At 54.7% G+C, this 21273-nt stretch carries 23 protein-coding genes and 2 pseudogenes; 12 read left to right on the forward strand and 13 right to left on the reverse strand.

Features of this window, described 5'->3' with window-relative positions; genetic code table 11:
• Positions 1-102 precede the first annotated feature (102 nt).
• Positions 103-1188: a beta-propeller fold lactonase family protein gene (locus HB631_RS06535; RefSeq protein WP_213990347.1), complete on the forward strand. Its 1086-nt coding sequence runs from the start codon at positions 103-105 to the stop codon at positions 1186-1188.
• Positions 1189-1321: 133 nt separating this feature from the next.
• Here HB631_RS06535 and HB631_RS06540 read toward each other — a convergent pair whose 3' ends face one another.
• Positions 1322-2062: a 3-oxoacyl-ACP reductase family protein gene (locus HB631_RS06540; protein ID WP_213990348.1), complete on the reverse strand. Its 741-nt coding sequence runs from the start codon at positions 2060-2062 to the stop codon at positions 1322-1324.
• Between the two features lie 111 nt (positions 2063-2173).
• On the opposite strand from HB631_RS06540, the gene HB631_RS27225 reads away from it, so the two are divergent.
• Entirely contained in the window at positions 2174-2764 is a 591-nt protein-coding gene (locus tag HB631_RS27225) for a TetR/AcrR family transcriptional regulator (protein ID WP_213990349.1), read from the forward strand.
• A gap of 60 nt (positions 2765-2824) precedes the next feature.
• On the opposite strand, the pseudogene HB631_RS06550 reads toward HB631_RS27225, so the two are convergent.
• From HB631_RS06550 to HB631_RS06565, 4 genes and pseudogenes are all read right to left on the reverse strand, one after another.
• Positions 2825-2941: pseudogene (locus tag HB631_RS06550) on the reverse strand (hypothetical protein); the annotation flags it as partial.
• A 153-nt stretch (positions 2942-3094) separates the two neighbouring features.
• Positions 3095-4504, reverse strand: coding sequence for a heavy metal sensor histidine kinase (locus HB631_RS06555; RefSeq protein ID WP_213990350.1), 1410 nt, complete (start codon positions 4502-4504; stop codon positions 3095-3097).
• Complete coding sequence (locus HB631_RS06560; protein ID WP_213990351.1) at positions 4501-5181, reverse strand: heavy metal response regulator transcription factor; 681 nt, start codon at positions 5179-5181, stop codon at positions 4501-4503. The genes HB631_RS06555 and HB631_RS06560 overlap by 4 nt, the downstream gene beginning before the upstream one ends.
• A 30-nt stretch (positions 5182-5211) precedes the next feature.
• A complete protein-coding gene (locus HB631_RS06565; protein ID WP_213990352.1) occupies positions 5212-5976 on the reverse strand; it encodes an alpha/beta hydrolase in 765 nt (254 codons plus the stop codon).
• A gap of 303 nt (positions 5977-6279) precedes the next feature.
• Here HB631_RS06565 and HB631_RS06570 point away from each other — a divergent pair, with 303 nt between their 5' ends.
• Positions 6280-6795 (forward strand): cupin domain-containing protein, encoded by a 516-nt coding sequence (locus HB631_RS06570; RefSeq protein ID WP_213990353.1) that lies wholly within the window; start codon positions 6280-6282, stop codon positions 6793-6795.
• A 111-nt stretch (positions 6796-6906) separates the two neighbouring features.
• Here HB631_RS06570 and HB631_RS06575 read toward each other — a convergent pair whose 3' ends face one another.
• Positions 6907-7443, reverse strand: coding sequence for a TetR/AcrR family transcriptional regulator (locus HB631_RS06575; RefSeq protein ID WP_213990354.1), 537 nt, complete (start codon positions 7441-7443; stop codon positions 6907-6909).
• Positions 7444-7615: 172 nt separating this feature from the next.
• Here HB631_RS06575 and HB631_RS06580 point away from each other — a divergent pair, with 172 nt between their 5' ends.
• Positions 7616-8257 carry a glutathione S-transferase gene (locus tag HB631_RS06580; RefSeq protein WP_213990355.1) on the forward strand — a complete coding sequence of 214 codons (642 nt, stop codon included), beginning with the start codon at positions 7616-7618 and terminating at the stop codon, positions 8255-8257.
• Positions 8258-8336: 79 nt separating this feature from the next.
• On the opposite strand, the gene HB631_RS06585 is transcribed toward HB631_RS06580, so the two are convergent.
• Positions 8337-8831: a DUF1198 family protein gene (locus tag HB631_RS06585; RefSeq protein WP_213990356.1), complete on the reverse strand. Its 495-nt coding sequence runs from the start codon at positions 8829-8831 to the stop codon at positions 8337-8339.
• A gap of 121 nt (positions 8832-8952) precedes the next feature.
• Positions 8953-9855 (reverse strand): LysR family transcriptional regulator, encoded by a 903-nt coding sequence (locus HB631_RS06590; RefSeq protein WP_213990357.1) that lies wholly within the window; start codon positions 9853-9855, stop codon positions 8953-8955.
• A gap of 139 nt (positions 9856-9994) precedes the next feature.
• Here HB631_RS06590 and hpxD point away from each other — a divergent pair, with 139 nt between their 5' ends.
• From hpxD to HB631_RS06615, 5 genes are all read left to right on the forward strand, one after another.
• Positions 9995-11029, forward strand: a complete 1035-nt coding sequence (hpxD, locus tag HB631_RS06595; protein ID WP_213990358.1) for an aromatic ring-hydroxylating dioxygenase subunit alpha — start codon at positions 9995-9997, stop codon at positions 11027-11029.
• A gap of 16 nt (positions 11030-11045) precedes the next feature.
• Positions 11046-12017 (forward strand): PDR/VanB family oxidoreductase, encoded by a 972-nt coding sequence (locus HB631_RS06600; RefSeq protein ID WP_213990359.1) that lies wholly within the window; start codon positions 11046-11048, stop codon positions 12015-12017.
• 190 nt (positions 12018-12207) lie between these two features.
• Complete coding sequence (locus tag HB631_RS06605; protein ID WP_213990360.1) at positions 12208-12768, forward strand: GNAT family N-acetyltransferase; 561 nt, start codon at positions 12208-12210, stop codon at positions 12766-12768.
• Positions 12769-12945: 177 nt separating this feature from the next.
• The gene (locus HB631_RS06610) at positions 12946-13107 is read left to right on the forward strand and encodes a type II toxin-antitoxin system prevent-host-death family antitoxin (protein WP_255556846.1); all 162 of its coding nucleotides are present in this window, start codon (positions 12946-12948) and stop codon (positions 13105-13107) included.
• A gap of 136 nt (positions 13108-13243) precedes the next feature.
• Entirely contained in the window at positions 13244-13630 is a 387-nt protein-coding gene (locus tag HB631_RS06615; RefSeq protein ID WP_213990361.1) for a type II toxin-antitoxin system VapC family toxin, read from the forward strand.
• Between the two features lie 24 nt (positions 13631-13654).
• Here the strand turns inward: HB631_RS06615 and HB631_RS06620 are convergent, their stop codons facing one another.
• Positions 13655-14518, reverse strand: a complete 864-nt coding sequence (locus HB631_RS06620; protein WP_213990362.1) for a LysR family transcriptional regulator — start codon at positions 14516-14518, stop codon at positions 13655-13657.
• Positions 14519-14620: 102 nt separating this feature from the next.
• Here HB631_RS06620 and HB631_RS06625 point away from each other — a divergent pair, with 102 nt between their 5' ends.
• A complete protein-coding gene (locus HB631_RS06625; RefSeq protein ID WP_213990363.1) occupies positions 14621-15859 on the forward strand; it encodes an MFS transporter in 1239 nt (412 codons plus the stop codon).
• Between the two features lie 115 nt (positions 15860-15974).
• Here the strand turns inward: HB631_RS06625 and HB631_RS06630 are convergent, their stop codons facing one another.
• Positions 15975-16916, reverse strand: a complete 942-nt coding sequence (locus tag HB631_RS06630) for an aromatic alcohol reductase (protein WP_213990364.1) — start codon at positions 16914-16916, stop codon at positions 15975-15977.
• Between the two features lie 84 nt (positions 16917-17000).
• Between HB631_RS06630 and HB631_RS06635 the strand changes: the two are divergent.
• Both HB631_RS06635 and HB631_RS06640 read left to right on the forward strand, forming a co-directional pair.
• Positions 17001-17426: pseudogene (locus HB631_RS06635) on the forward strand (helix-turn-helix domain-containing protein).
• Between the two features lie 54 nt (positions 17427-17480).
• The gene (locus HB631_RS06640) at positions 17481-17807 is read left to right on the forward strand and encodes a hypothetical protein (RefSeq protein WP_213990365.1); all 327 of its coding nucleotides are present in this window, start codon (positions 17481-17483) and stop codon (positions 17805-17807) included.
• Between the two features lie 61 nt (positions 17808-17868).
• On the opposite strand, the gene HB631_RS06645 is transcribed toward HB631_RS06640, so the two are convergent.
• The 3 genes from HB631_RS06645 to HB631_RS06655 form a co-directional block, all read right to left on the reverse strand.
• Positions 17869-18780, reverse strand: a complete 912-nt coding sequence (locus HB631_RS06645; protein ID WP_213990366.1) for a manganese catalase family protein — start codon at positions 18778-18780, stop codon at positions 17869-17871.
• A gap of 668 nt (positions 18781-19448) precedes the next feature.
• Positions 19449-20129 (reverse strand): type 1 glutamine amidotransferase domain-containing protein, encoded by a 681-nt coding sequence (locus HB631_RS06650; RefSeq protein WP_213990367.1) that lies wholly within the window; start codon positions 20127-20129, stop codon positions 19449-19451.
• Positions 20130-20355: 226 nt separating this feature from the next.
• Complete coding sequence (locus HB631_RS06655) at positions 20356-20961, reverse strand: TetR/AcrR family transcriptional regulator (RefSeq protein WP_213990368.1); 606 nt, start codon at positions 20959-20961, stop codon at positions 20356-20358.
• Positions 20962-21273: the final 312 nt, after the last annotated feature.

Genomic DNA, 21273 nt, shown 5'->3' on the forward strand with positions numbered 1-21273 from the left:
CTTACACGTTTTTCCGAATATCATCAATGGATTTGAACTCACGGATTCTGGCATGTATTCCCATTCGCCTTATAACGCTAATTGCCGGGGATGACCAAAAATATGCGAAATTCTTTTTATCATTACAGCCGTATCGGCCTGATCGTTTTAGCGGCCCTGGGCGGTACGGCGCAGGCGGCGACATTCGCCTATATATCCAATGCGGACAGCGGCGATATTTCGGTCTATCGGCTCGATGAAAAAAGCGGCTCACTGACAAAAGAGGCGACTCAGCCGGCGGGAGCAACCGTGATGCCCATGGCGCTCTCGCCGGATAAACATCACCTCTATGCCGCGCTGCGCTCCAAGCCCTATCAGGTGCTGAGCTTCAGCATTGATCCCGCCGACGGCCACCTGACGCAGGTCAAAGCCTCCCCTTTGGCGGAGAGCATGGCGTATATCTCGACGGATGCCACCGGGCGCTATCTGTTTTCCGCGTCTTATGGCGGCAATCTCCTGGCGGTGAACCCCATCGGGCCGGATGGCCTGGTAGGGAACGTACAGCAGGTGATACCCACCGGTCCCATGGCACACGCCATCAGAAACGCGCCGGATAATCGTTATGTTTTTGCCTCGGTCCTCGGCTCCGATGCCTGGTTACGGCTAAAGTTTGATGCCAAAAGCGGCCGTTTAACGGAGGATAAGGCCCCGGCGTATAAGCTGCCGGAAAAATCCGGTCCCCGTCATTTTGTCTTTTCTCCCGGCCATCGGTTTGTCTATTTGATTGACGAGCTGGACGGTAAATTACATGTGCTGGCGTTCAATCGACACAGCGATACCGTCAAACCGGTGCAAACCGTCTCCATCGTGCCGGCGGATTTTAAGGGGGATAAACCCTGGGGCGCGGATGTGCATCTTACTCCCGACGGACGTTACCTTTTTGCCTCGGAGCGTACCTCCAGCACCCTGGCGCAATTTCGCGTAGACCAGGCCAGCGGCAAACTTACGCGCAGCGGGACCTGGCCTACCGAGAAACAGCCGCGGGGCTTCGCCATCGATCCCTCGGGGCGTTATTTGCTGGCGGTGGGGCAGCTATCCACGCAAATGAGCGTCTATCGGATCGATAAAGCCACGGGGAATCTTAGCGCCATCGGCCAATATCCGGTGGGGAAAGGCCCCAATTGGATAGAGACGGTGACGTTTAACTGATATCAAGGCCGGATTTTATCCGTTTTGAAACGTTATGCCCTTTCACAGCGGACATCACCGGGCCGCTGAGCCGGACAGATGTCGCTGGATCGCGAGGAAGGGGCCGGGTGGACGGCCTTTTTCGCGACGTGTTTCAGGCGTTGATGCCGCCGTCGACGTTGATGCCGGTACCGGTGATATGCTGCGCCGCGGGGCCGGCCAGGAACGTCACGGCGGCCGCGACGTCGTCGGGTTTGCCGTAGTGGCCCAGGGCGATAAACTGGCGCTGGGTTTCGGCGCCTTCACCGTCAGCGGGGTTCATATCGCTGTCGGTGGGGCCGGGATGCACCAGATTGACGGTAATGCCTTTGGGACCCAAATCCCGCGCCAGTCCGCGAGTTAATGCCAGCAGCGCCGATTTGGTCATGGCATAAACGCTGATGCCCGCCATGGGAACGCGTTCCGCCAGGCAACTGCCGATATTGATGATGCGACCGCCGGTGCCGAGATGGGGCAGAGCGGCCTGGGTAGCGATTACCAATCCGCGTATATTGACGTTAATCATTGCGTCGAGGTCTTCCAGCGACAACTCTTCCAGCATACCGCCGCGAGCGATGCCTGCGTTATTCACCAGAATATCAAGGCCCCCCAGTGCGGCAACGGTTTGGCTTACCGCGCCGCGCACCGCCTCGGGGGACGCGCTGTCGGCCTGGATGGCCACTGCCTTATGGCCCAGCGCCTCGATTTCCTCTACCACCTGTCGGGCTTTATCAGCGGATTTTTCATAGGTTATCGCCACATCGGCGCCGGCCCGCGCCAGGGACAACGCCATGGCCTTGCCCAATCCGCGGCTGGCGCCGGTCACCAGCGCACGCTTATCTTTTAGAGAATTCATAGTGTTTCCTATTTGTGTGTTGATCGATACACAATTACAGTAAACGTAATTGTCTCCCGGGGTCAACAGGATTATTATATCGATTGGCACAAAATTAATGAGAGCGGGTCCATGGTTGTAAGAGGACGTCCACGAAGTTTCGACAGGCAGCGGGCATTGGTCACGGCGATGGAGCTGTTTTGGCAAAAAGGATATACCGCCACATCGATGGCGGATCTTTACCTGGCGATGGGGATCAACTCGCCGAGTTTGTATGCCGCCTTCGGCAATAAAGAGGATCTCTATCTGGAGGCGGTCGCTTATTACGAAGAGCATATCGCGCCGCTGTTATGGTCGCCGCTGGACAGCGCCCCCAGCGCGCGCGAAGGGGTGCGGCAGTGGCTAAAATGCTCCGCAAAGGTCCTGACGCGCGAAGATGCCCCCTTGGGCTGTATGGTGACGCTGTCAACCGTCGCCAGCGAAGGTAATGCCCGGTTGGGACAGAGGGTGATGCGTCTGCGCCAGCAGGGCATTGATAAGCTGGCCGCCCGCCTGGAGCAGGGGGTGCGGGAGGGCGAACTGCCGGAGGGAATCGATACGTCCGCGCTGGCGCGGATGTATGTCGGCATTCAGCAGGGATTGTCGATTCAGGCCCGCGACGGCGCCGGCTTTGAGACCCTGGATGCGGTGGCGGACATGGCCATGGCCCTGTGGCCGGCTTAATCGGGGGTGACCGGGCACTATGTCATCAAACTTTATCACCGGTACCCAAGCCGGGCTGGTCCGGCGATAAATATCGGAAAATTGCTCGCACGCTTCACCGACCACCGGTGTATAGATGATGGGAAGCATCTCTTCCAGATGCTCGGTAAGCAGGTTATAAAACAGGTTTTTTTGAGATCTCGCAATCCGGTCTGTTGAATTATTATACTTAATTTATTTTTAAAACGAATCCTGGAACAGCGGTCTATAGAGCCTGGAAAATGTCTTTTCAGGGATTATCTCTTATTTTATGCTGCTTGCTTATCCCACGGCCGGTAGGGCGGGTGGTAACTATTTATCGTCAAGGCGCCGCCGTCCGCCGTGGGGGAACGTCAATTGGAAACAGGTCTGTCCCGCCGCGCTGATGGCCCGCCAACCGCCCTGATGCAGGGTCATGATGCCGCGCACGATGGCAAGCCCCAGACCGCTGGCCTGGGTGGCGGTGGTGCGGGAGGCCTCGGCGCGGTAAAAACGCTCGAACAGGCGTTCCAGGTGCTCCGTCGCGATATCCGGCCCACGGTTGCCGACGCTTAAAACGATATCCTCGGCACGGCGTTCCGCGCTGATGGTCACCGTGGTGCCCGCATCGGCATACTGTATGGCGTTCGCCAGCAGATTGGCCAGCGCCCGGCGCAGCAATTGGGGATCGGCATAGATTTGTCCGTCGCCGCTGAATGCCAGCCGCAAATCGCGTTCCTGTGCCGGTCCGTCGAAATAGTCGTTCAGGGTGGCGAACTCGTCACTGATATCCAGCCAGGCGCGATCGATGGCATGTCCGGCCTGTTCGGCGCGAGCCAGGAACAGCATATTCTCGATCATTTTCGACAGGCGCCCCAACTCCTCAAAATTGGAGCCCAGCAGCTGGGTATACTGTTCCGCCGGGCGCGGACGGCTAAGGGCCACTTCTGTCTGGCCCATCAGGGTGGCGATGGGGGTGCGCAGGTCGTGGGCCATATCCGCCGATACCTGGCTGAGCTGTGTGAAGCTCAGCTCCAGCCGGTCCAGCATCAGATTGAAGGCGTCTATCAGCGCCTTGAGTTCAGGGGGCGCGTCCTCGCTATCAATGCGTATCGACAGATTCTTACTGCCGATACGCCCGGTCTGGGCGGCGAGGCGATGGAGCGGCAGCAGTCCGCGACGAGCCACCAGCCCCGCCAGCAGCATCGTCAGCAACGACGCGCCGGCCACCACGGCGAAAATCTGACGGCGATACGACGCCAGCATATGCGTGCGTTCCATCATCAGGCGGCCGGTGATGATTTCAAGCCGGTATGGCGGACGGGTGGTCTCGGCCTGGGCGGCGGTATAAATAAAGGGAATATCGCCCTCAAGCCGATGATGCACCGCGGCCAGGGAAAGTTTGCCGTCGGCGGGCACGGCGGCGATATCCGGCACCGGTGAATGGCCGGGATTGACTTCGATAAGCGGCGTCTTGCCGGGGAAGCGCAGCACCAGCAGCGATTCGGTATTGCCCAGCATATTGGCGAACAGCTGCGGCTTGTTATGGATAAGATCCAGCACATCCTCATCGTGCAGCAATGTGCGAATCTGATCGACGCGGGTAATCAGCGCGCCGTCGTCGCGCACGATCAGTTGCCGCTCCAGCGTGCGGTACATGATAAGGCCCACGGCGGTCATGACCGTCAGCGTCAGCAGCGCCAGGATAATGGCTAAATCGGCGGTGAGCGAAAGGCGCCTCATGCTTCGTCATCGCAGCGGTAGCCCACGCCGTGGACGGTATGGAGCAAGCGTTGGGCAAAAGGCTCATCGATTTTTTGCCGCAGGCGGCGCACCGCCACATCCACCACGTTGGTGTCGCTGTCGAAATTCATGTCCCATACCCTGGAGGCGATGAGCGCGCGGGACAGAACCTGCCCCCGATGGGTCAAAAACAGATGCAGCAGATTAAACTCCTTATTGGTCAGCGCCAGACGCACGCCGTCGCGCTCCACGCGGCGTTTAGGCACGTCCATCCGCAGGCCGGCCAGTTCCAGCAGGTCGGGCTGGGGTTCCCTCCCGCCGCGCCGCAGCACGATACGGACACGGGCAAGCAGTTCGGCAAACGAAAAGGGTTTGACCAGATAATCCTCCGCGCCGGAGGCAAGGCCCTTGAGCCGGTCCTCCAGCGTGCCGCGCGCCGTCAAAAACAGCACTGGCGTGGCGACATCATGATTTTTCAGCGCGGCCATCACTTGCCAGCCGTCCATATCCGGCAGCATGACATCCAGTAAAATCAGGTCGAATTCAAATTCACGGGCCATATGCAGTCCGGTGATACCGTCGGCGGCCACGTCGGCAACGTAACCGGCCTCGGTTAAGCCGGAACGCATATACTCGCCGGCCTTGGGCTCGTCTTCAATGATCAGGATCCTTTGCATGGGCCGGCCACCTGTGAGGGGAGGGAATAATTATTTTAGGGCATTCTGCGCCGCGTTTTCAATCAGGCGGGCTACTTCCGCCGGGTGGGAGCGATAGACCGAATGGCTGGCGCCTTTCACTTCCACCGTGGTGCTGTGGGCCCGCTTGGCATACATGCGTTCCAGATCAGGACTGATTATTTTGTCGGCCTGGGCCACCATATACCAGCTGGGCTTCACTTTCCACGCCGGGTCGGGGATGTTGGCGGTAAATACCGAGGCGGAGGTGAGTATTTGCGAGTCGGCTTCAAAACGCGCCACCGCCGGCGGCAGGTCGGCGGCAAAATCCGCCGGGAAATTCTTGCGGTCAATATATAAATAGCCGTCCGGCGTTTTGACAAACGGATGCGCGGTGTTCGGCAGCTTTTTGCCGTTGCTGGCTTCCGTTTCCCCGGCATCCAGGGCATGGGCGGCGATATACACCAGGGCGGCGACATGGGGGTCATTGCCTGCCTCGGTAATGATGGCGCCGCCATAGCTATGGCCCACCAGCACCGTCGGGCCGTCCTGCTGGTCGAGGATGCGTTTGGTGGCCGCCACGTCATCGGTAAACGAGGTCAGCGGTTCCTGCACCAGGGTAACGTGATAGCCGTCCTTGGTGAGGCGGTTATAGACCGGCTGCCAGCCGGCGCCGTCAACAAAAGCGCCGTGCACCAGCACGATATTTTTAATGGGCGCGGCCAGGGCGGATGCGGTTCCCGCCCCTAGCAGCAGGGCGGAGCATATCAGGGATAAGGCGGTACGTTTGATGGTCATGGCGAATCCTTAGTGGGTAACGTTAATGAATAGTCTCGAACACGTTACTCAGATTACGGGCGGGCCTCCAACAGGACCATGACCAGGTTATTACAAAAAAATGACAGACCCGGGCCGAGGCGCACTCAGACTTCATCGTTGTATCTCCTTGAACCCAGTATTTTATAGGCCATGGGCATGGCGATGGAGCCAACGCTGCATAGCATTTATCTTCCGGCGCGACTATTTTTATGGGCAGGCATGAGCGATTTTATCCATCCACATCGTCACATCCGTGGCCTAAGAGCAAAGGAGCACGAACTGATGCGCCCTGAATTTATCAAACACTGGACCGAACTAGAGGCTAAAGACGCAAAATCCTATGAGGACAGCGATGAGCCGATGTGCATTGAAGCCCCGCTGGGCCGTGCGTTGGGATTGACCCGCATCGGCATTAATCATGAACGGCTGCCGCCGGGACACCGAACCAGCTATCCTCATGCTGAAAGCGCGGAGGAGGAGTTTATCTATGTGCTGGAAGGGTTACCCCATGTCTGGATTAACGGCTATATGCATCAACTCTCGCCGGGCGATGCGGTGGGGCTCCCCGCCGGGACCGGTATCTGTCATACCTTTATTAATAACAGCGACCGTGAGGTGCACTTATTGGTGGTGGGTGAAGCGTCCAAGCCGGAAAACAAAATTCATTACCCGAAAAATCCGCAGTATGAACTGACGCGCAAAGATCGCTGGCTATCGCCGCCGGAGCAGGCGTTTGGCGAGCACGATGGCTTGCCGGATGTTCAACCCGGAGAGTATGGCGATCTGCCTGCATCATGATGATAAGACTGTATAGCTATGCCGGCCGCCGGACATCCGGATAAGGGGCCTGCCTGATAATGAAATCATGGCCAGGAGAGGTTAGCCTTAATGCCCGGCCTGGCCGGCATATCAAGGCAGCAGTCCGCCGGCACGGAAGGCGTCAATGGTTTGGTCATAGACCTTGATGTCGCTGCGGCTGCGGGCGACAAGCTGTGCGCCTTCCACGGCGGCGTAGATGGCAAGGGCATGGGACTGAAGCTTTGCCGTTGGTTCTTCCTTGCGAAAAAGCGCCAACGCGCGGGCCAGCCATAACACATTGATCTCGGAAAACCGCGCGACTTCATGTTGTACTTCCGGCGGCAGCTCATCATGCTCCGCGGCCATAATGCCGCACATGCACATCCGATTTTCGTTGGCCAGCGCGGCGCGGAACACGTCCGTATAACGGGCCATAAAGGCTCCCGCGTCCAGACTTTCAGTGAGAGCCTGTTCAAGATAATCATTCATTTCCTGCGTATATCGCCGCGCAAGTTCCGCCCCCAGCGACCCCTTGGTGGGGAAGTGATAGTGAACGCTTGAACTTTTCACCCCCACGGCGCCGGCAATGTCGCGAAAGCTCAAGGCGGTATAACCGTTGGCCTGAACCATCAAGCGCGCAATCGCCATGATCTTTCCCCTTGTGTCCGCATTGCCCATGTCTGTGCTCTCCCTTTGATTCATGCAACGATTAATAAATGTTGACGGAAATAATAGCAAGCCCTATTGTCTATCTATCGATAGATTCATATGCGCTATCGTCTTTAATTCCTTCCTTGCGTTTCTTTACAGGATGAACAACATGAAAATTTACGACACCCCGGGTTTCCCCAATCCACTGCGCGTCCGCATTGTGCTCGGCGAGAAAGATCTGCTTTCACGGGTAGAGTTTATCAAGATAGACCTTATCGCCGCCGAGCATAAACAGCCTGCGTTTCTCGCCATCAACCCCACAGGTACGGTGCCGGTGCTTGAATTGGATGACGGCACGACTATTTCTGAATGCACCGCCATCACCGAGTATCTGGACAATCTTGAGGGGAATCCGACCCTCACCGGCAGGACGGCGCGGGAGAAGGCGGTCATACACATGATGCAAAAGCGCGCCGAATCCGAACTTATCGATGCCATCGGCATCTATTTCCACCATGCCACGCCCGGTCTTGGCACCGTCTTGCAAGCCTATAAGCGTCCTGAATGGGAGGGCCGTAATCACTGGGGCCGGATGTATCGCGAGCAGGCGGAGGCCGGGTTGCGCTATTTCGATAGGGTACTGCGGACGCAACCGTTCATTGCCGGAGACACTTTTTCCATGGCCGACACCACCGTCTTGGGGGGGTTGTTGTTTGCCCGCTATGCCGATATTCCGGTACCGGAGGAGTACGGTGCGCTGTTGGAATGGAAGGAGCGCATGTATCAACGTCCAAGCGTGGCCAACGCCTGAACCTGTAGAGAGGTGAACGGCGTTATTATGACGTTATGCGAGCCGATATGGGATCGCTCGCCCATTCCCATGCAGCAACTCAATGCTTGGGGGATGCCCCGTCCATATAAAACACATTGCTGTTGGCGGCAGGGCCCATGTCGGAAATGGCGGTAAAACGCGCGTTATAGCGTTGGCGAAAAGCGGCGAATTCATTGGCTTCAGGCTCCAGCTCACGCAAAAAAGAGAGCGCCAAACGCACGTGCTTATGGGTCAGCTCGGTGGGCAGCCGTGCTTTGCCCAGCACTGAGTGCCAGAACACCAGGCTCTCCTCGGACTCATCGACAATACAGGTTTGGTAAATCAGCAGTACGCCCGCCGCGTTGCCGATATGGGCTTCGCTGTTTTGCAGCAAATAGCTGACGAACTCGCCGCCGGCGGTTTTTCCCATTTGGCTTATCATGGATTCCACATAGACCGGCTCAATGTTCAGCCGCTTGGTCAACGCCTGCGACGCCCGGCGCGAGTCGGAATTCACTATGCGAAAGCCGATAAGAAAAACGACAACCAATGTCGCCAGTATTAGCCAGATCATGAGGCGTCCTTAAACAAACCAAACCCTATCATAAGGGTAAACCATAGAAGAGAAAACAGCGGCGTTAAGAGAAGGTTGTCTTTAATCGCACCATCTGTTCCAGCGTCATTGTCAACTTTATTCACGCCATCTCATCCAGCGTCATCGCCAACTTCTGGATCATCATTTGCGCGGCACGCGACAGCTGACGCTGCGGGGCGACGCAAAGCGCCAGGGTCAAGGGACGCACTGGTTTTCCCTGGATGGGAATAAACAACAGATCGCCACTTTCAACCTCGGTTATTACATCCAATCTGCTGAGGACGCCGATACCCGACGACTCGCGAATAAAAGATTTAATCAACCGGATATCGTTACACATGATCCCCGCCTCGGGCGTGATGCTGTGCCTTTTGTAGAGGAGGTGTATTCGGTCGTGCACGGTCAGCGGGGCGGCCGGCATGATATGCCGGTATTCCGACATTTGGCTGATTGACAGCGTTTTGTGGGAAGCCAGGGGATGGTTTGGCGAGATCACGATGCCGATGGGTATCTCAATAAAAGCTTTCACCTCCAGCCCATGATGTTCCACCGGATCCAGCATAATGGCGAAATCCACTTCCGCATCCGCCACGCGCCGGCTGATGTCCCGGCTGTCATTTACGCTGATATCCATCGTCAGCCACGGATATTCCAGTGCAATCTCCGCCAGTTTTCTGGCGATTATTCCTTCACTGAGCGCCTGTATCAGCGCAAGGGAAACATGGCCCCGCTTGAGCCCCTGTAGCTCATCGAAACGTTCGCGGGTACGTTTATATTCACGCCGCCAGCGGGCTAGATCATCGCAAAGCAGTTCCCCGGCGGATGTCAATCGCAAGCCGGAATGCAATCGTTCAAACAGCAACACGCCCATTTCTTCCTCGGCGTTAAGGATCTGTCGATTGATCGCCGAGGCGGAAACGTGAAGTTTTTCAGAGGCATTACGCAAGCTGCCGCTGCGGGCGACCTCCGCAAAATAGAGAGCAAATCGGGAGAATGGATCCAATGGCATCGCTCCTGTTCTGTTTTTTGCAGAGCAAAGGTTAAAAATCTGTTATGGACTGCAACACCCGAGTGTATCCACAATGTAAATGCAAGGGCAATGCATTATCAGTGAATTTTTGTGAGCGTCTTAGAGGAACCGGATGATGAATAAAATAGCGCCCCCTCCTCACTGCAGCTTCGACCCTGACGACTGGCTGCGGCTTGCCGGCTATTGGTATCCCGTGGCGCGCGCCTGCGATGTCGGAAATGCGCCGCAAAAGGCGACCTTGCTGGATGAGCAATTGGTCATATACCGCATAAAAGGGCAATGCGTTGTCGCCAGGGACGTCTGCCCGCACCGCGGCGTGCCGCTGACGCTGGGATTTAACGATGATGAAGGCATTATTTGCCCCTATCATGGGCTGCGTTTTGGTGAAGACGGCCGCTGCAACCGAATCCCCTCCAGTCCCGGCCAAACTATTCCGGCAAAACTCCACCTTGCCACCTTCCCGGTTCAGGAGCGTTACGGGCTGATATGGACCTGCTTAGCGTCGGCGGAAACCGGTGATGCCGCCTTGCCGTCCATGCCCCATTGGGAGGACGCCGGTTTTCAGCAAATCGTCTGTCCCCCTTTCGATGTGGCGGGTTTTGCCGGACGACAGGTAGAAGGCTTTTTGGATGTCGCCCACTTTGCCTGGATCCATACCGACACCTTTGCCGACCCGAACAATCAGGAAGTCCCGGATTATGCCCCTGTTGAAACCCCATACGGTTTCTCCGTTGATTACTGGAGTACGGTGGGGAATTACCCCGCCAGCGCCGATCATCGCGGACCCGAGGGCTTCCAATGGCTGCGTCATTTTGACATGCATCTGCCGTTCACCGCCACGCTGACCATACATTTTCCCGGCGAGTCAAGGCTGGTCATTATGAACGCGGCCTCGCCGGTTTCAGCCAGAAAGACCCGAATGTTCGCTCCCATCGCCCGTAACTTCGATCTTCATGTGCCGGTGGAAGATGTGCATGCGTTTAACCATCGGGTTTTCGAAGAAGATCGGCTGATGGTGGAGACCCAACGGCCGGAGCGCCTGCCTCTCGACCTGGCGCTCGAGGCGCATATCCCCGCGGACAGAAGCTCCATCGCCTACCGGCGCGGGCTTAAAAAACTCGGTTTCGGCGAATTTTTCCTGGTTTGATTTAAAAGGAAATTGAATGGAAAGGCTTACCGTTTTCGTTGATGCGCTCTCACGCCAGGGTGAGCACTGTATCGCTATCAGGCTTACCCCGGAAGAGGGTAAAACTCTGCCCGCCTGGGAAGCGGGAGCTCATATCGATCTTCATCTGGCTAATGGGCTGATACGGCAATATTCCCTGACGGGGCGTCCGGGCGGAACGGATCACTATCTGATATGCGTCAAAAATGAGCGCGATTCACGCGGAGGCTCGCGTTATTTGCATAAGGAACTCCGGTTAGGACAAAAGATGGAGATTTCACCACCCAGAAATCTCTTTCCCCTGGCTCCCGCTGACAGCTTCCTGCTCATCGCCGGCGGGATCGGTTTGACGCCTCTGCTGGCGATGGCGGAAGAGCTGGAGCGCCTTAAGAAACCCTTTGAACTGCACTACTATGTAAAACAACGGAGCCACGTAATATTCCGGGAAAGGCTGGGGAATAATTTCGCCTATGGCCATTGCCATATCGGGTCGGGCCGGGAGGGCATATCACCCCGGACAACGTTGCCTGAAGGGTTGACGCAGCCTGCGGCAGGGAGAAAACTTTATGTGTGCGGCCCTGAGACGTTTATGTCGCATATACGCCAGGCTGCGCTGGATAGCGGCTGGCAGGCTGACGACATTCACTCTGAATCATTCCACCCCCTTGCGTGTAATAATATACCTTGCACCCAGATAGAGAGTGATTTTACCGTCACGCTGAAATCCAGCGGGATGTCTTTTAACATTCCCCCACACAAAACCATAGCAGCCGTGCTGCAAGAGAATGGCGTCGAGGTGCCCCTGTCCTGCGAAATGGGCATTTGCGGCTCTTGCCTGACGCCGGTCCTGGAAGGGAAAGCGGATCATCGCGATACCGTGCAGACGGAGACGGAAAAGACCGGCGACAGGCAGCAGATAACGCTCTGCTGTTCCCGCAGCCTGACCGGCAACCTGGTTATTGATTTGTGAATAGAGCCAGAGCAGAGTTGAAGGGTTATGTTGAACATTTTCTGAAAGCCAGCTTGCCGCCGGGGGTTATAGTGACTTCCCTGAAGCCCGGAGTCCTGTTACCCATCCCTTTTGCCGTTTTTTTACTTTTCTTGTGCCTTTGAATGGACTATTTTGCGTTGATAGGTTTGTAAACAGGACGGCTATTGTTATGAAAATCACGGATTTGCCGATTGAGTCTCTTCGTAATGACGCCGTTCAACTCATTGAACCTTCAATGGGCAGAGTTGAACAAATGCACATATTGATAAGTCATTTCAATGAACTGCATCATGATTTCCTTTTATGGACATCAAGAAAAAATAGCCTTAATAACGTTCGGGAAAATATGCGGGAAGCGATAGAAAATTTTGCAAACGATAGTAATGAATACAAATTCCTCATCATTAGTCTCGAAAGTCAAAAGCTATTGGGCTGTATCAGTCTCTTTATTCGTAATCCGCAAATCCCCTATTATGAAATAGGGTATTGGCTTGCAACCGACGTATTGGGCAGAGGATTGATGACTCAAGCGTGCATATTGGTTCGAAACCTGGCCCTTAGTGTTTTTAAAGCGAACCGGTTGGAAATTAGAACCGCGGGAAAGAATATTCGTAGCGCCGCCGTGGCGCTGCGTTGCGGTTTCAAGCGCGAAGCCATTCTGTCCAATGAGCGCCTCGACGGCCATGGCCTTATGGATGACACCCATATCTATCTTTATACGGCGTTATGACACCATAGGAAAGATATTCAATACGCTGACCATCCAAGGGCTGTTTACAATCATCCGCTCTGGGGACCGTATCAAGTCCGTTTTGTATTGGCTAATAAAATTCGACCAATTAGATTAACATAAGTTGACCAACTTTTTTCATGACGCTGATTTGCCATCAATTTCAAGGGGGTAGTGATGCGAAAGGTAAATCTCCATGATGCAAAAACGCATCTTTCCAAGATTATCTCTAAGGTACAAGAAACGGGGGAAACCTATGTGATAGCTCGCAACGGTAAGCCTATGGCCAAAATTGTCCCATTGTCGACTGCGGAAAAACGCCCAGGCTTGGCTTTATGAAGGGGAAAATCTCGATTCCTGACAATTTTAACGATCTGAACAGTGACGATATTTCTGACATGTTTTATGGGAAGTAAGAATGCCGACAAACGACAAAAAAGGATGATCAAAAAAGTCGTTTTTTGCGGATTACCTCTTGGATACCCATGCCTTGATTTGGGCGGCGGGAGAGCCTGAGCGATTGAACAGCAAGGTTATAGATATCCTATCGAATGAAAAGAACCGTTTGTACTTCTCCCCGGTATCTATCCAGGAAATCGCCATCAAAACCGATTTGAATAAACCCGATTTCAACATTGATGCCGAAGCATTGGCAGAGGGCTTGCTGGCAGCGGGTTATATCGAACTGGCGATGAATTCTAGACATGCTTGCGGTATCAGCTGCTTGCCGGACATGCATAAAAATCCGTTCGATCGTCTTCTGGTCGCCCAGGCTAAGGCGGAAAATCTGAACTTTATCACTAACGATGGCATCATCATTAAACACTGCTCAAATTATATCAACATTGTTGAGTGTGTCTAAAAAGGGGCTCATGCTTTTTATTTTTTATTCAGATTTCAGTCGTTCAGTCAGGCATCCCACCAAAAATTTCGTTGCGGCCTGGATCCTCGGCGTCTTACGTAAATCACTGTGTAAGGCAATCCATACTTCCCTTTCCAACTTTTTTCCCTTGTGCGCTACCCGGACGAGCTGTTCATCCTGGCCGGCCAGGTAGTCCGGTAAGGCTGCTATTCCCAATCCCGCACGGGCGGCGGCGGCCTGGATGGTCAAATCATTGCTGCGCATAATGATACGCGATCCCCCGCTTTGTATGTTCAGCCAGTCCTGCTGGGGCGATCCCTCCATGCTGTCGTCATAGACGATAAAGCCTGCTGTTTCAGTGTCTTGCGCAACGAGCACACTTTTGGCCGCATAGAGGGAGAAGGTGATGGTGCCGAGCTTGCGGACCACGACCTCATCATCCACCGGCCGGCTTAACCGAATGGCGATATCGGCCTCACGCCTTAACAACGACACGTTGCGCGTGTCGCCGGAAAGATGCAGCCTCAGGTCCGGGTAGCAGGTACGCAACTGCGCTAAATGGGGGGCGATAAGCACTGCCGCCATCAGCGGCGGCGCACTAACATGCACATCGCCGCTGATGCTTTTTTGCCCCGCCAAGGCGGCCCGTTGCACTGAAAATGATTCGGTCTCCATGCGGGCCCCCAACTCCGCGATGCGCTCTCCCTCCTCAGTCAGGTAATAGGCCCGAGGCCGCCTCTCTACCAGCTTTAGCTGTAACGCCTCTTCAATGGAAGTGATCCTTCTCGCAATGGTGGCGTGATCCACACCCAGCCTGCGCGCCGCGGCGGATAGGGATTTCTCCCTGGCGAAAACGGCGAAATAACGAAGATCTTCCCAATTGAACATGTGCGTTTTCTCCCATGTGATGTGAGCTATTGGGAAGTATTGCATAAGTTCTTCTGATGAGAAAATAACAAACACTGAAAATCACCCTACCAGAGGAATGAAATGAATTCATCTAATAGAATTTCCGCCAGTGTTGAAATCGAACGTCCCCTTATCAAGACGATCGGCGCCTGGAAAATACCTTTGGCCGCTTGGATGGTGACCGCGGTTTTTATCCTTTCCAATTCAGCCACACCGCTCTATGTAAGCTGGCAGAAGGAATTAGCCTTCTCATCCGGAACGCTCAGCGTTATTTTTGCCGCCTACATTGCAGGCCTCTTAATCGCGCTGCTGGTTGCCGGTCAGTTGTCGGATCGCTGGGGCAGGAAACCGATTCTTGTTCCTGGTATTCTGGTGGCGATGTCCGCCTGTATGTTATTTGCCGCCGCGACGTCTATATCCGTTCTGATCCTCGCCCGCTTTTTAACCGGCGTAGCCGTGGGAACCATCGTCTCGGCGGGCATGGCGATGGTGGTTGACGTGGGGGGTGCGGCGCGCAAACGGCAGGCTTCTCTGGCGGCTTCGGTTGCTATGGTTCTGGGCGCCGGATTGGGACCCATGCTGTCCGGCTTGACGGCAACGTTGACGAAGAGTCCGATAATCATTGTTTTCAGCGTGGAATTCATACTGTTGTCCACTGCATTATTAATTCTGGTCTTGATGCCTTTACCGTCGTTGCATCACACGCGGGAAGAGTTGCGGGAAGTGCGGCTGCGTTTACCGTCAGTGAAACGGGAGCACCGCCGGGATATTTTTCTGGGCATCGCCGTATTCGGGCCGGGCATTACCGCCACGTCCTTTGTCCTTTCCCTCGGCCCTTCGTTATTGTCCGGTCTGTTGCATGTTCAAAGTCCGCTTATTTCAGGCGGCGCGGCGTGCCTCATGTTTTTCACCGCTGCGGGGGTTCAGTTTGCCGTCAAGCGGCTCTCCATCAGGACCATTTTCCTATTTGGGTTGGCGGGAACCGGACTATCGATGATCGCCATGGGTGTTGCCGTGTATGAATCCATCGCGTCCCTGCTCATACTAGCGGCGCTGATGGCCGGTGTGGGCCAAGGATTGGGGCAGTTGGCCGGACTGACACTCATAGCGACAAAAATCGAAAACAAGCACCGTGCTAAAGCCAATTCTTTGCTGAATATCGGCGGCTATATTCCGGCGGGCATACTGCCGGTAGCTACCGGTTATCTGATTGACGTGACCGGTCTCGCGGCTGGGGCTGTCCTCTTTACCCTATTGATGTTTACCGTGGCGGCTTTCGCGTCGTTTTATGTGGCGACAACCTTGCCCAAAATCCATTAACCCGGCGCCAATCAGTACTAAACACTATCAATCCAGTAAAAGACGGCGCGAGGAATCACAATGGATTTACGGCGCGGGCTTTTCATCGGGCTACCGGCAAGCCGATAGCCGCATATCAATCTGCCGGTTTGTTGTTTTCCAGCCATTGCTTTACATCGGTAACCCGAAACCCGTGGCGGGCGTTATAACTCTCTTCTTTTCGCCAGGCCACGCCGTCCGGCCGCGCAAAGGCGAGCCGGTAGGCCGCCGCCACATCGCTTGGCGCGGCTTTCGTCGCCTGCCGCAGGTCAGCATGGCTATGCACCTCAAGGGTGAATGGACGCTGATAATGCTGGGCCAGCAATGTGGTCAGCCCGTGGTAAGTAATGGTGTCCCCTGCGATATACACCACTTCATCTTCGATAACGGGCTGATGGAAAAATATCTTCGCCGTCAGGATGCCGATATCCCCCGGCGTGGTAAGCGTCAGCGAAAAGTCGGCATCACCCGGGGCATGAACCTTATGCCGGGGCATATCCACCAGCCCGAAGCCGGGTTCAAAAAGGTAGCTGGTGAACATGCCCGTGGAAACGATGACCCAGTGGGTTTGGCGCTGGGCGCGTAACATTTCACGTACGGCCAGCTGTTCATCCCATACGGGCTGTCCGCTTCCCAAACCGATCCGATCGTAATCCACGCCAAACTGCCAGGGAAAATAACGGTCCACGCCGGCGGCGAGCACCGCCTGGGTAATTTTAAGCTGAGTCCCGGCTCCGCCGACAAAACCACTGCAATTAATGATGGCGTCATAGGGGGTGAAGCGTTGAGCCAGTTCTTCAGCGGTTTGCTGACTGAAATCCGCGTTAATGACCTCTACGCCCCAGGCCGCCAGCCGTTGCAGACGGGCCTGATTTGCCGGGCCGTCATCTTTTAACGATGCCGGGCGCAACAATACGGTTAAACTGATATCGGGATGCTGTTCCCGCTCTTTTACAAAAGCGTCAATCATTGCCATACCCAGTTCTCCGGCACCGAGAACCAGAATATTTCGCCATTGACGCGTAATGGTACCGTTCATAGTATCCTCCTGTAGATGTGGCCACATCCTGCCAGCAGGAAACGAAGGCAGCAATTAGGTACACACATGATACCGGGAGGGTGAATGAAGATGAGTGAGGCGCAAATAGCACAATTTTCCGCTATTTGTGATGCGCTTAGCGATTAAGATGACCATCTGAAACGGGAAATTCTTGCCCATGCCGGTAACCGCTGGTCGCTGGGCGTGCTATATGCCTTGGGAACACGTGGGACGTTACGTCATGCTGAGCTGTTACGGGCATTACCCGATGTTACGCAGAGAATGCTGACCCTGACGCTGCGCCATCTTGAACGGGATGGCCTTATCAGTCGCCATGATTACCAGCAAAAAAAACCTCATCCACGGGTAGAATACGGGCTGACCCGGCTGGGAGAAGGTATGTTGCTGAATATGCTGCCGCTTTGGAACTGGATCATTGAAAATTCGGCTGCTTTTCGCCAGTCCCGCGATGGTTTCACGGCCAAGCGGCTCGGAAAGGAGGATGAATAAGGAGCCGGTCTCAAAGGTTATTGTCTGCATGTCGATGACTGCGCCGAGGCTTATGTGGCGCTTGCCGAGCATCCGAAGCGAGCCGAGGTGGCCCAACAGGCATTCAATATTTCCAACATAATGTACGAGACTGCGCAAGAGATTGGCGAAGCCTTAGCGAAGTCCTACGGACTGACGGTGGAGTTCGTTCCCACGAGTGAGGAACTGCCGATGTATTCGGTGCACGCTCTTGCCAACTTCTGGCAATGGGTCTCGTCGGACAAATTACGTGCGCTTACGGGATGGAGGGAGCGTAAATCGACATTCGTCGAAGGGATCGAGGAGTACCGCCTTGCTTATGAGGCGACTCAAAAAGCTGAGGTGATCCGTAAAAGCACATAGCTGAGATCGGACAAGGGTTTACCCAAAGCAATAAATCGCAAAGGGTAAACCGGCCATTGCGTTATTTCTTCTTCGCTGCTTTACCCTTCTCAGCCGCTTCATTTTCAATGGGCGGTACCGCACCGATTTCCGCGCCGGTGATGGGATTTACCGTCGGATCGGATGCCGTGCGAAGCGCGAGATTATCCAGGTTGGCCTGCTGTTTTTTTGGTAACGTCACGCTGGCGCCGCCGTCGCCGCCATCAACCGCCGGCGCCGGTTCAGCCACGTAGTTGAAGTTCTCGTCGGAGTTCCAACTGCCTCTGACCTCGCCGCCTTCGGACATATTGAAGTAGGTGGTGGCATATTTCTCAATCGGCGGCAGCTTGCCGGGGGGGAAATTGTTGCGAATGGAATAAAGCGCCTTCTCAAACGAAATCTGATGAGCGACTTCACGGGTCATAAGAAATCCCAGCGCGTCTTTAACCCCGGGGTCATCCGTCAGGTTAATCAGGCGTTCATAGATAATCTTGGCACGGGCTTCCGCCGCGATATTGGATCGTAAATCCGCGGTCACCTCGCCGATGGTATCAATATAGGCGGCGGTCCAGGGTGCGCCGGCGGAATTGGTCAATGCCGGCCCGCCGCCGTATAATAGCGCCGTGGTATGGCTGCTATTGCCATGCCCGGTTAATGAACGGTACAGCTCGCCTTCCTGTTCAGTGCCTTCGGCAAGATCGCCTTTGGCGCCTTTATTCAACATCCCCACCAGGGTACCGATAATTTCAAGATGGCTCAGCTCTTCGGTGGCGATATCCATCAGCAGGTCCTTGCGGCCCGCATCCTCATCCGCGAGACCTTGGGTAAAATAACGGCATGCAGCCGCCAGTTCACCTTGAGGACCGCCAAATTGCTCAAGGAGAAGATTCGCCAGCCCTGGGTTGGGATGCGCGACGCGGACGGTATACTGCAGCTGTTTTACATGTCTAAACATTGCTATCTCCAAAATGAAAAATGACTGGTTCGGCAATTGCGTGCCGTTTTATCCTGACTTTTTACTTATTCTCTGACGTTCGACAAAGCGTCGCGACGTATTGCCCGACAAAATAATTTTAACGTCGAAATTTGGTAGGGGTTTAACGATTTAAAGGTATGCATGCTCCCATTAAAGAGTATTAATATTTTTATTAAGTTAATGCTATTAAACAATTGATAAGATTAATCTTCAGAAGGAAATAAGAATGTCGTTCCTTTATTTTCATTGTCAAGGCTGCTATGCCCTTAATGCGTCTGTTGCTTAACTAAAGTTAGCTCATCATAAAATAATTGCAAACTCATTAAGCCTTCTTTTCAACGATATTTTTTCGGGCAATTTATCTCGCTAATAAGCCACATTTAAACCCGGAATTGACATATTTTAACTGTTCAGCTAGCGATGGTAAATACCTCTGCCACAGTAGAAATAAAGAGTCGGGATATTAAAGCGAAGCGGGAAAAATCCGTTTATTAAAAACATTCCATGACGCGACATTCTGGTTTCATATATAACTGCCGGCAAATTTTATAGTTTCCTTATCACCTTGTATTTTCGCATTAAAAGCGTGGCGATGTAATGTTGTTCACCGCAAGGGCGGGAATCCTCCCGCCCGTGCTTCCCGAATGCTAATCAACAAGCTGTGTCAGCAAGAGGGCCGCGGCGGCGGCCGAGGAGCCGGGGTTTTGGCCGGTGATCAGAAGACCGTCCCTGACGACATAGGATGCCCAATCATCGGACTTGAAATAGATGCCGCCTTTGGCCTTGAGTTCGTCTTCCACCAGGAACGGCACGATATCGGTGAGACCGACGGCGGCTTCTTCGGTGTTGGTGAACCCTGTGACTTTCTTGCCCTCCACCAGCGGCTTGTCGGCTGGTGTCTTGGCGTGACGAAGAACGCCCGGCGCGTGGCAGACCAGGGCAATGGGCTTACCTGCCGCGACAAAGGACTGTATAAGTTCAATGGAATGCGGATCTTCGGCGAGATCCCACAGCGGACCGTGACCGCCAGGATAGAACACCGTGTCGAAATCCGCCTGGGTGACGCTGTCCAGGCGCACGGTGGCGGCGAGTTGCGCATTCGCCGCTGCATCGGACTCGAAGCGGCGGGTAAGATCGGTCTGGAAGGACGGCTCGTTGCTCTTGGGATCAAGGGGCGGCTGGCCGCCCTTGGGCGAGGCCAGCACGATTTCCGCGCCGGCATCTTTAAACGCATAGTAGGGGGCGGCCAGCTCTTCCAGCCAGAAGCCCGTCTTACGGCCGGTGTTGCCAAGTTGGTCATGGGAAGTCAGAACCATCAGGATTTTCATGTCGTTTTCCTCTAAGGCGCGAGTGGTAAGTTTAGTCTGAGTAGACCGGTCGTCTCTGTGTGCGCTACAAAAAAGCACTTCCAGGGAAGTGTGTGCGGCAAACGTTCCCCTGGGTCAAGGGAACGATAAAGCCGTTGCCAATTCCCCTGGATCAGGTGAAAGACCGAGCCGTTGTCGATTTCCCATGGATCTTGAGAAAGATGGCGCCGTTGTCAATTCCTCATCGTTATGGGGAAAGATGGAGAAGTTGCCGAGTCGTCGTCATGGTTGCCTCAAAGGGCTGTCTGCCGCGGACAATCTTGACCATCACGCTGGTCCCCAACCATAACTGATAAAGACTCTGCGCCACGCGTTCAGGAGTATCGTCAATAGAAAGCGATCCTTCCGCCACGCCGGCTTCAATAGCCAGTGCCAGGCGGGAGATAATACCCGCTGTGCCGCGCTTAAGCGCCAGTCGCATGGCTTCCGATAAATCCGCCACTTCCGCGCCAAGCTTTACCGCGAGGCATTTGCCCTGGCAGTCGAAAAAAGACTGCGTCTCCTGCCAGCTTTGCCAATAATTCATCAGACGCTGCGCCATGGTCAGGCCGGACTGGCCAAGCGTAGCATCCAGGTCAGCCAGATAATCCGCGAAATAGTCCTCCAGCATCGCCTCGCCGAAGGCATCCTTCGAGCTAAAGTAATGGTAAAAAGATCCCTTCGGGACACCGGCAGTGGCCAGGATTTCGTTCAAACCGACGGCCGAAAATCCCTTACCGGCCATGATTTGCCGGCCTGTGGCAAGAATCTTTTCGCGGACATCGGAAGTCTCGGTAGTGTTTACAGTCGTCATAGCGCTAATTTAGCAGCGAATAGACCAGTCGTCTAGTGTGTTTAAAGATCTTTTCCATAGCCTTTCTTAGGAAGGATCGCCTGACGGCGGAAAAACGCCAGGGCGGCAATGGTGCTAAGCTATTATTCATTGCTCGCCGGCGTTGACCGCTGCCTGCCGGCCCCTGAAGGCAAGTCACCGGCACGGTTGGCTCTTCGGCCTTAATAAGGATCCCGTCGCCATGAAAAATATCGGTTCGCCGTCGTTTGAACAAGAGTCGCCCTGCGCGCATTACGCCCCGACATGCGTTCAATACAGCGCCATCAGGTACTC

The sequence above is a fragment of the Sodalis sp. dw_96 genome, from assembly GCF_018449575.1.
Taxonomy (GTDB): domain Bacteria; phylum Pseudomonadota; class Gammaproteobacteria; order Enterobacterales; family Enterobacteriaceae; genus Acerihabitans.